Source organism: Cupriavidus sp. FW305-F7 (assembly GCF_058782875.1).
This window is the reverse complement of sequence record NZ_JBYSYC010000020.1, coordinates 130,323-139,431: the sequence shown is the minus strand read 5'-3', so window position 1 is coordinate 139,431 and position 9,109 is coordinate 130,323. Positions and strand designations below refer to the sequence as shown.

General features: G+C 64.7%; 11 protein-coding genes. All 11 read right to left on the bottom strand.

The window, feature by feature from the left end; all coding sequences use genetic code 11:
* Positions 1–36: 36 nt before the first annotated feature.
* Positions 37–300, bottom strand: coding sequence for a hypothetical protein (locus AC3WL8_RS19945; RefSeq protein WP_492378678.1), 264 nt, complete (start codon positions 298–300; stop codon positions 37–39).
* A 67-nt stretch (positions 301–367) separates the two neighbouring features.
* On the bottom strand, positions 368–631 hold the full coding sequence (locus AC3WL8_RS19940; protein ID WP_114134388.1) for a hypothetical protein: 264 nt from the start codon (positions 629–631) through the stop codon (positions 368–370).
* A 64-nt stretch (positions 632–695) separates the two neighbouring features.
* The gene (locus AC3WL8_RS19935; protein WP_153957110.1) at positions 696–959 is read right to left on the bottom strand and encodes a hypothetical protein; all 264 of its coding nucleotides are present in this window, start codon (positions 957–959) and stop codon (positions 696–698) included.
* A gap of 608 nt (positions 960–1,567) precedes the next feature.
* Complete coding sequence (locus tag AC3WL8_RS19930; RefSeq protein ID WP_041228579.1) at positions 1,568–1,831, bottom strand: hypothetical protein; 264 nt, start codon at positions 1,829–1,831, stop codon at positions 1,568–1,570.
* A 68-nt stretch (positions 1,832–1,899) separates the two neighbouring features.
* Positions 1,900–2,163, bottom strand: coding sequence for a hypothetical protein (locus AC3WL8_RS19925; protein WP_013952526.1), 264 nt, complete (start codon positions 2,161–2,163; stop codon positions 1,900–1,902).
* 284 nt (positions 2,164–2,447) lie between these two features.
* Positions 2,448–3,416, bottom strand: coding sequence for a 4-hydroxy-tetrahydrodipicolinate synthase (gene dapA / locus AC3WL8_RS19920; RefSeq protein ID WP_492378677.1), 969 nt, complete (start codon positions 3,414–3,416; stop codon positions 2,448–2,450).
* Complete coding sequence (locus tag AC3WL8_RS19915; protein ID WP_013952528.1) at positions 3,403–3,759, bottom strand: hypothetical protein; 357 nt, start codon at positions 3,757–3,759, stop codon at positions 3,403–3,405. Before AC3WL8_RS19915 ends, dapA begins: the two co-directional genes overlap by 14 nt.
* A gap of 142 nt (positions 3,760–3,901) precedes the next feature.
* Positions 3,902–4,729: a TorF family putative porin gene (locus AC3WL8_RS19910; RefSeq protein ID WP_211981052.1), complete on the bottom strand. Its 828-nt coding sequence runs from the start codon at positions 4,727–4,729 to the stop codon at positions 3,902–3,904.
* A gap of 132 nt (positions 4,730–4,861) precedes the next feature.
* Positions 4,862–5,557 carry a two-component system response regulator KdpE gene (kdpE, locus tag AC3WL8_RS19905; protein WP_211981062.1) on the bottom strand — a complete coding sequence of 232 codons (696 nt, stop codon included), beginning with the start codon at positions 5,555–5,557 and terminating at the stop codon, positions 4,862–4,864.
* Positions 5,547–8,396 carry a DUF4118 domain-containing protein gene (locus tag AC3WL8_RS19900; RefSeq protein WP_013952531.1) on the bottom strand — a complete coding sequence of 950 codons (2,850 nt, stop codon included), beginning with the start codon at positions 8,394–8,396 and terminating at the stop codon, positions 5,547–5,549. Before AC3WL8_RS19900 ends, kdpE begins: the two co-directional genes overlap by 11 nt.
* A 69-nt stretch (positions 8,397–8,465) precedes the next feature.
* A complete protein-coding gene (kdpC, locus tag AC3WL8_RS19895; protein WP_211981064.1) occupies positions 8,466–9,089 on the bottom strand; it encodes a potassium-transporting ATPase subunit KdpC in 624 nt (207 codons plus the stop codon).
* Positions 9,090–9,109 lie beyond the last annotated feature (20 nt).

Below are 9,109 nucleotides of genomic sequence, written 5' to 3'. Positions count from 1 at the left end.
AGTCCCGCCTCGGCGGGCCTCCCGCATGCAGCGTTGTTACAGCGTGGCCACCTGGGTGCCGTTGCCGAAGTTCTGCATGGTGGGGATCTTCAGGCTGAGGTGCGAGCTGGCGTCGATCGTGTTCACGGTCGGCCCGACCTGCAAGCCGATGGTCGGGCTGGCAAAGCCGCCGCCGCCGACGACGTTCTGATAGTTGCCGCCGACAAGCGAGTAGGCGCTGCCACCGCGCACAGCGGACATGGTCTTGCCGTCCAGTTCCTGGTCGAACGGCAGGTCCTTGATCATGAGGGTCGATTGCATGGTAAGTCTCCTTGGGGGTTCGGTTGAGGGGAGTCCCGCCTCGGCGGGCCTCCCGCATGCAGCGTTGTTACAGCGTGGCCACCTGGGTGCCGTTGCCGAAGTTCTGCAGGGTGGGGATCTTCAAGCTGAGGTGCGTGCTCGCATCGATCGTGTTCACGGTCGGCCCGACCTGCAGGCCGATGGTTGGGCTGGCAAAGCCGCCGCCGCCGACGACGTTCTGGGCGTTGCCGCCGACAACAGAGTAGGCGTGGCCGCCGCGCACAGCGGACATGGTCTTGCCGTCGAGTTCCTGGTCCAGCGGCAGGTCCTTGATCATGAGGGTCGATTGCATGGTGAGTCTCCTTGGGGGTTCGGTTGAGGAGAGTCCCGCGTCGGCGGGACTCCCGCATGCAGCGTTACAGCGCGACCATCTGGGTGCCGTTGCCAAAGTTCTGCAGGGTGGGAAGCTTCAGGTTGAGGTGTGTGCTCGCGTCGATGGTGTTCACGATCGGCCCGATCTGCACGCCGATGGTCGGGCTGGCAAAGCCGCCGCCGCCGATGACGTTCTGAAAGTTGCCGCCGACAAGAGAGAAGGCGTGGCCGCCGCGCACAGCGGACATGGTCTTGCCGTCGAGTTCCTGGTCGAGCGGCAGATCCTTGATCATGAGGGTCGATTGCATGGTGAGTCTCCTGGGGTTCGGTTGGGGGAGCACGTTTGTTGCGCTCGAAGGGTATAGAGCATGGGCCGTGCCAGGCCCGGGAGGGCGCTGCAGTTAGCTGACTAACATATTGAAAATAAAGGATTTTTCATGGAATCTTGGTGCCTTCTGAGATCCGTCGGGCGAAAATTTGTCAGGGTTGGTGTTGGGCGTAGGCCAACTCATTTCACGGCACTGTTGGTCCAACGAATACAGTTGCCCCCGAGAACTGACTGCGTCGAGCCAAGCCGCCTTGAAGCCAATGACACCGGGCTTCGGTGGGTCAGCTCTCTGCCTGGACGCGCGCGATTTGTGCGGCCTGGTGGCCGGCGAGCGCGCCACTGATGCGAGATGGCCGCCGCCGTGATGGCACGCAAATGGCCGCGCTCGAAGCGCGGCCCCAAGGTCCGGCGAAGAAAAAAAACCGCCCAGAATAGGGCGGGTTCAGACTGCTGAAAACCTGTCGAGTGCTTGCCAAGGCCGGCAAGTGCTACGGGCTCCGGACTGGAATACCGTAGGTTGTATCTTCCGCTGCGGACTCCAAGTTGCGTCGCCACCCGTTGAAGCGGGGGCGACGCACCTCGGTCCCGTTACAGCGCAGCCACCTGGGTGCCGTTGCCGAAGTTCTGCATGGTGGGCATCTTCAGGCTGAGGTGCGAGCTGGCGTCGATCGTGTTCACGGTCGGCCCGACCTGCAAGCCGATGGTCGGGCTGGCAAAGCCGCCGCCGCCGACGACGTTCTGATAGTTGCCGCCGACAAGCGAGTAGGCGCTGCCACCGCGCACAGCGGACATGGTCTTGCCGTCCAGTTCCTGGTCGAACGGCAGGTCCTTGATCATGAGGGTCGATTGCATGGTAAGTCTCCTTGGGGATTCGGTTGAAGGGGAGTCCCGCCTCGGCGGGCCTCCCGCATGCAGCGTTGTTACAGCGTGGCCACCTGGGTGCCGTTGCCGAAGTTCTGCAGGGTGGGGATCTTCAGGCTGAGGTGCGAGCTGGCGTCGATCGTGTTCACGGTCGCGCCGACCTGCAAGCCGATGGTCGGGCTGGCAAAGCCGCCGCCGCCGACGACGTTCTGGGCGTTGCCGCCGACAACAGAGACGGCGTGGCCGCCGCGCACGGCGGACATGGTCTTTCCGTCCAGTTCCTGGTCGAGCGGCAGGTCCTTGATCATGAGGGTCGATTGCATGGTAAGTCTCCTTGGGTTCGGTTGGGGGAGCACGTTGTTGCGCTCGAAGGGTATAGAGCATGGGGCGTGCCAGACCCGGGAGGGTGCTGCAATAAGATCCATAACTTCTTGAAAAACAAAGGTTTTTCATGGAATGCCGGCACTTTCCGATCCCCGTCAGGCAGACTATGTGTTGGGCGCGGGCCAACTCATTTCATGACGCTGTTGGCCAGACAAACACATATCAGGCGCTGGCCGCGACGCGATGCCGCCGGAGAGGCCGAAAGGCAAGGATGGCTAGCCCTTTATGCCGCCAGATGCTCATCCCGCGCCGCGGAAAGCGGAGGAAGAAGAGCCATGGCCTCTTCCAGCCTCTGGACCAACGCGGGACTTGCCCGCTGCAATGGCAGTCGGGTTTCCGGGGAAATCACGCCGGATAGCGCCAGCGCAGCTTTCACCGGTGCCGGATTCGGCTCGGCGAACATGAGCGAGATCAACGGCGCGAGCTTGGCGAACAAGGCGCGGGCCGCGCGCAAGCGGCCTGTCTGCGCCAGATGCAGCAGGCGCACGAACAGGTCCGGACGAATATGCGAGGACGCGGCGATCACGCCGGCGCCACCTGCAAGCAGGTGATCCAACAGGGCCGCGTCCTCACCGCACAGCACGGTGACATGCGGATCGTTGACAAGTGCCCGGAGATTGCCGGCGTCACACTCCTTGACCGCCGAGATCTGCGGGTGCGCAAGCAGCGATCGGATGAGCGCCGGCGACATCGCACAGCCAGTTCGCTTCGGCACGTTGTACAGCATCAGGGGGCGTTCGGTTGCGCGCGCCACCTCATTGAAATGCCACACGATGCCCTCATCGGAGGGCCGCAGGTAGCAGGGCGGCGGCACCAGGTAGCCGGCAAGATCAAAGGCGTCCAGTTCGGCAACTTGCGCGCACACCGCGCGGGTATCGACCGCTCCGACGCCAGCCATCACCGGCAGCTCGCCATGGACGGCCTCGAGCACTGCCGCCGTGAAGACTTGCCGCTCGTGCGTGGAGAGCAGGCTTCCCTCGCCGGTCGTGCCCAATATGATCAGGCCGTTCACGCCAGCCTCGAGGTAGCGCTCAGCCAGCCTGGCGGCCCCCGGCAGGTCCAGCGAGCCGGCACGCATCGGCGTGACCATGGGCACCCAGATGCCCCATGGCGACTGGCGGGAAATCGCTGCGATACTGGTGCAGGCGTGAACGGCGGCACCGGAGAAGCTCTCTTCCTCAGTGCGCCACATAGCCGTCTCCCAGGGCTGTAGTGACGCCGAACTCCGCCGCCGGAAATGCCGTCATGATGGCATGCATGGCCGCGTCGCGGTCCGTGCGCGCGATCTCCACGTGCAGCGTGGTTTCGCCGTGCCGGTAGTCCACATTCACCACATAGACGCGGGCCAGTTCACCGAGCGCCCTGCACATGGTCTGGCGCAGGCCGAACACCTCGGTGGATGCCACCGCGAGACGCATGCGGATCCAGACCGGTGCCGGCTGGGGGACCGCGCGCAGCGCGGGCATGGTGGCCTTGCTGCTGCGCAGGGCGGTACGTCGGGGAACGGTATCAACGGCCAGGCTTGACTGTCGCATGATTGGATGGACCCGCGCGGTAGCGGGTCGCGTGTTGGACATGGCTTTATGCTAGCCAGCGCCGTCTAAATTTGATGCAAGGATGTTGGGCTTTGGCGTTAAATCCGCATCAAAACCAGCGACGCTGGCAAAGCGCTCGCGCTCAGAACGTCTTCGTCAGCGAAGCCCAGGCCGCAGCCTTGCCCAGATAGCGGCCCCGGTTGGCACTGGTGTAGGCCGATTCCTTGGCGTTGGTGTCCACGTAGGCCACCGCCAGCGCAAAGCCCTTGCCCAGGTCCTTGGTCAGTCCGATCTTCCAGTCTGTGTACGAGGCGTCGCTGAAGTGCGTCACGCCCTGGTAGCCCACGTGCGCGTTCAGGGTCAGGTGCCAGAAGTTCAGCGGCACGTTGGCCGTCAGGTCGACGTAGTAGCTGTTCTTGCTGTCGTTGAAGCCGAACAGGTTGGTCACGGCATGCGAGTACTTCAGGAATACCGGGCCCCAGCCGATACCGGCATACAGTTCCGTGGTGTAGGGACGCGGGTTGTTGTAGCCGCCCGGGTAGTAGTACTGGAGCACGCCCACGTCATAGTTGAATTCGGTGCCGGCAACCTTGAAGGTGTTCTTGAAGCCGCCGTAGAAATCCATTTCGACCGGCGCCGACACCGCCGGGTTGGCATCCTCGAGCCAGCTGATGCTGGAGTTCCAGTTGCCCACGTAGAAGCCGCTTTCGTGCGCATAGTCAAAGCCCCCCTGGATCGCGGGCCGCAGGTTGGTCTGGCTGATGCCGCGGTAACGGTAGTCCGAGACCAGCGACACGTTGGCAGTGAACGTATGCGGCGATGCCGGCCCGGCTGCGGCAGTGGCCGGAGCCGCTGCAGGCGCCTCGGCGTCAGGCTGGGATTGCGCCATGGCCGGCATGGCAGCGAAGATGAGGATGGAAGATGCGGAACAGGCGAGCAGCGCGGCCGCGGTATGGCGCAGGTCAGTCATTGTTGTTGTGACGAAAGTTGAAGGAATCCCCGTTGCAGGGAGCCTCGCCACGATATGGCCTGACGCGTAAAAACGGTATCAAAAGCCGCAGCGCCCGCGTACAAATCCAATCAATGCGCTTGGTTTTCAGCGTTATCCGGCAAAGCGGTAGCCCAGCCCGATTTCCGTCAGCAGGTAAGCGGGCCGCGCCGGGTCTGCTTCGAGCTTGTGCCGCAGATGTCCCATATAGACGCGCAGGTACTGGCTGCTTTCGGCCTGAGAGGGGCCCCACACCTCCCGCAGCAATTCCCGGTGCGTCATCACCTTGCCGCGGTGCGCGATCAGGACCGCCAGGAGACGATACTCGATCGGCGTCAGATGCACGGCCTGTCCCGAGCGGGTGACGACGCGGCTGGCCAGGTCAACCTGCACGTCGCCGAACAGGATCTGGTGGGAGCCCTGGGCGTTGGCCCTGGCATGCCGGCGCAGCAGCACGCGCAGGCGCGCGACCAGTTCGCCGACGCCAAAGGGCTTGGTCAGGTAGTCATCCGCGCCGGCATCCAGCGCACCGATCTTGTCGGCCTCTCCACTGCGTGCCGACAGGACCAGCACCGGTACGTCAGTCCACGTACGGATCTCGCTGATCAATTGCACCCCGTCTCCGTCCGGCAAGCCCAGGTCGAGAATGACGAGGTCCGGTTGCCGGGTGCCCGCCTCGATCAGTCCGCGCTTGAGCGATTCTGCCTCGTGCACCATGCAGCCTTCGGACTCCAGCGTCGAGCGGACAAAGCGCCGGATATGCGGCTCATCCTCAACCAGCAAGACTGTCGGGGAAAAATCAAATGGCATCAGTCTGCTCCGGCTCCACCGCTGGCGGATTTCCACGCGGCAACGCTACCAGGAAGCGCGCGCCTGCCTGGCCGCCGGGCCGGTCTGGCCGTTGCGCGGGTTCCACCCAGATGCGCCCCCCATGGGCTTGCACGATTGCCTCGCATACGGCGAGGCCCAGGCCGACGCCCGCGGTCGCGGATTCGCGCTCACCGCGCGTGAATTTCTCGAAGATCTGCCGTTCCTTGCCCTTGGGCACGCCCGGGCCATCATCCTCTACCGCAATTCTGATCTCGCCGTCGACAGCCGCGGCCGAAAGCCGGATCTCTGTGCCGGCAGGCGTGTATTTGGCGGCATTTTCCAGCAGGTTGCACAGCACGCGCTCGATCAGCACGGCGTCGCATTCGACCAGGGGTACCCTGGACAAGTCGGCGACAACCACGCGGTGGTGCTCGAGCGCCTCGCGCATGGCAGCCAGGCTGGCGCCAACGAGTTCCTCCACCGATTGCCATTCCTTGCTCATCCGGACTTCCCGGCCCTGAAGCTTGGCCATGTCCAGCAGATTCACCACCATGGTCCGCATGCGTTTGGCCTGTTCCAGCATGGCGGCCACGGTCTCGGCCAGTGACGGCGCCAGCCCGAGATCGCTACGCTGCATGGTTTCCGCCATGCCGATCAGGCTTGTCAGCGGGGTTCGCAGGTCATGGGAGACAGCGGCCAGCAATGAGCTGCGCAGGCGCTCTGACTCCATCGACAGCAAGGCCTGCTGCGCCACTTCGACGTAATGCAAGCGCTCGATGGCGATCGCGATCAGCGTGCAGAACACATCGACCTGGCGCCGTAGCGCAGGTTGCGCAAAGGCGCGCGACACCGCAGGCTCGACCGCCAGCACGCCACGGGTTTGCATCGGCGCCTTCAATGGCAGATACAGCACGGTGCTGCCTGGCAAGGTATGCGTGCCGGTGCCGGCCGGCTGGCCGTGATCGAATACCCACTCTGCCAGTACACGGTCGATCGAGTCGGTTCGCGCCCCGGTGTCATGCTGCTCGACATCAGACACGGGCGGCAGCAAGCGGCCCTCCGGGGAAACCAGGAAGAAGGCTGAATTGGCATCGAAGGCAGCACGCAGGAAACGGCTGGCGATCGAAATAATCTGGTCCGGCATCAGCGCCGCGGAGAGTTCCCGGGCCAGTTCGTACAGCGTGCGAGCATCGTTCTCGCGCTGCACCGCCACCTGCGCCTGTTCGCGCAAACCGGCCGTCAGTTGCCCGATGACCAGCCCCACGGATAGCAGCACCAGGAACGTGAGCAAATACTGCACATCGCTGACGGCGAACGACAGCCGCGGCGGTACGAAGAAGAAGTCGAAAGCGGCAACGGCCAACACCGAAGCCAGCGCCGCCGGTCCGCGGCCATGACGAAGCGCGACGCCGACCACCGCCGCCAGAAACAGCATGGCAATGTTGACGACGTCGAACCATGGAAACGCCAGGGCCGACAGCGCCGTGGCACCGGCACACCATACCACTGCCCACAAATGGTCTCTGCGCGTGGCCCCGTCGCCTGGCGCGGGGGCGTCTGGCTCCTCAGTGCCATGGCGCGGGCGAAGATCGACCCGCGTCGTGTCTGCCGCCACGCGGATGATGTCGATTTCCGGACACCCGATCGCCAGCGCATCGGCAAAACTGCGGCGGCCGAACAGCCACGCCGGCGAGTTCACAAATGGCGTCAAGGCCAGGCCGAGAAGGGCGCGGGCCCGTTCAGCAAGGGAGGCGCCCCCGCGGCGCCAGTCTGCCGGCGCCCGGCCGATGACTACCTTGGTCAGGTTGTGGCGGCGCACGTACCCCACGATTGCCTGGACCATGTCGTTGCCCGCCAGGGTCTCAGTGCGTGCGCCCAACTCCTCTGCGAGACGCATGGCCGTCTGCAGGCGCGTCTTTGCGAAATCGGATGGGGGTGCCAGCCTGGGTGTGGCGATGGTCACCACATGCCAGTCGCAGTCGAGCTGGCCGGCAAGCCGGCGCGCACTTCTGACGACCTGCTCGGCATCGTCACCACTGCCAATGCAAGCCAGCACGGCCTCCCGGGTCCGCCACACGCCTTGCACGGCTTCGGACTGACGCCATGCCCGGACATCGGAGTCCACGCGGTCGGCGGTCCGGCGCAGCGCCAGCTCGCGCAGGGCGATCAGGTTGCCTTTCCGAAAAAAATTGCGAGCCGCATGTCGCGCCTGCTCCGGCAGATAGACCTTGCCTTCCTTCAACCGGCGCAGCAGCTCGTCGGCCGGCAGGTCCACCAGCACGACTTCGTCGGCGCTGTCGAAGACAACGTCCGGCACGGTTTCCCAGACGCGGATGCCGGTGATGCCGCCCACCGCCTCGTTCAGGCTGTCCAGATGCTGCACATTGACCGTGGTCCAGACGTCGATCCCGGCGGCCTGCAGTTCCTGGATATCCTGCCACCGCTTGGGATGGCGGCTGCCCGGTGCGTTGGAATGGGCCAGTTCGTCAACCAGGATCAGGGCCGGTCGCCGGACCAGCGCCGCGTCCAGGTCGAACTCCTGCAGAACCCGCTCGCGGTACGGCACGTCCTTCATTGGCAAGCGCTCGATACCGGCGATCAGCGCTTCGGTCTCCGCGCGGCCGTGGGTCTCCACGATGCCGATGACGACATCGGTGCCCTGCGCGGACGCCGCCCGCGCTGCGGTGAGCATGGCGAAGGTCTTGCCGACCCCGGCGGAAGCGCCAAAGTAGACCCTGAGCTTGCCGCGCGAGGCGCGAGCGCCTTCCTCCTGCACCATCTGGAGCAGGGCATCGGGGTCGGGGCGCGCGCCGGCTTCGCGTAGTTCGACATCAGGCATCGGTCGGCTCACCCTCTATCCTGGCATTGGCTAACCAGTTCTGCTTCGCATCCGCGTCCCGGCACTGGGTTACTTCCGTGCAATGGCATCCAATCCAAGGTTCAACTTCAGGACGTTGATTCCCGGGTCGCCCAGGACCGACATTAGCGGCGTTTCCGTATTCGCCGCAATCAATTGCTTCACCTGCTCGATCGGAAACCCCCTGACGCGCGCGACGCGCGCCGCCTGGTACGCTGCGGCCGCAGGGCTGATGTGCGGGTCGAGCCCGCTGCCGGATGCCGTGACCAGGTCCACCGGCACGGGGGCCTGGTTGTCCGGATCGGCGGCGTGCAGCGCGTCGATGCGCGCGCGTGCGGCGTCGGTCAGCGCCGGATTGGTGGGGCCCAGGTTGGATCCCACCGAAGCCGCGGCGTTATACGACATTGGCGCCGTGGCCGACAGGCGGCCCCAGAAGTACTTCGGGTCGGAGAACGGCTGGCCGATCAGTTCCGAGCCAACTGTCTTGCCATCCTTCTCAATGAGCGAGCCGCCGGCCTGATGCGGGAACACAGCTTTTGAGATTGCCGTGATCACGCCGGGATACAGCAGCCCGGTCACCAGCGAAAGACCAACGAACACCACCATCATTGGCCGCAACAAGCCACCTTGCACGGGGGCCGGCGACGGCTGGCGGGACTGCACTTGCGTATTCATGAATGCTCCGATTCGTAGGA

What these genes read in the sequence shown, in the direction of transcription:
- AC3WL8_RS19945 (WP_492378678.1), bottom strand. Translation starts at nt 300, where the DNA reads ATGCAATCGACCCTCATGATCAAGGACCTGCCGTTCGACCAGGAACTG.
- kdpC (WP_211981064.1), bottom strand. Translation starts at nt 9,089, where the DNA reads ATGAATACGCAAGTGCAGTCCCGCCAGCCGTCGCCGGCCCCCGTGCAA.
- AC3WL8_RS19915 (WP_013952528.1), bottom strand. Translation starts at nt 3,759, where the DNA reads ATGCGACAGTCAAGCCTGGCCGTTGATACCGTTCCCCGACGTACCGCC.
- AC3WL8_RS19900 (WP_013952531.1), bottom strand. Translation starts at nt 8,396, where the DNA reads ATGCCTGATGTCGAACTACGCGAAGCCGGCGCGCGCCCCGACCCCGAT.
- AC3WL8_RS19935 (WP_153957110.1), bottom strand. Translation starts at nt 959, where the DNA reads ATGCAATCGACCCTCATGATCAAGGATCTGCCGCTCGACCAGGAACTC.
- AC3WL8_RS19930 (WP_041228579.1), bottom strand. Translation starts at nt 1,831, where the DNA reads ATGCAATCGACCCTCATGATCAAGGACCTGCCGTTCGACCAGGAACTG.
- AC3WL8_RS19910 (WP_211981052.1), bottom strand. Translation starts at nt 4,729, where the DNA reads ATGACTGACCTGCGCCATACCGCGGCCGCGCTGCTCGCCTGTTCCGCA.
- AC3WL8_RS19940 (WP_114134388.1), bottom strand. Translation starts at nt 631, where the DNA reads ATGCAATCGACCCTCATGATCAAGGACCTGCCGCTGGACCAGGAACTC.
- dapA (WP_492378677.1), bottom strand. Translation starts at nt 3,416, where the DNA reads ATGTGGCGCACTGAGGAAGAGAGCTTCTCCGGTGCCGCCGTTCACGCC.
- AC3WL8_RS19925 (WP_013952526.1), bottom strand. Translation starts at nt 2,163, where the DNA reads ATGCAATCGACCCTCATGATCAAGGACCTGCCGCTCGACCAGGAACTG.
- kdpE (WP_211981062.1), bottom strand. Translation starts at nt 5,557, where the DNA reads ATGCCATTTGATTTTTCCCCGACAGTCTTGCTGGTTGAGGATGAGCCG.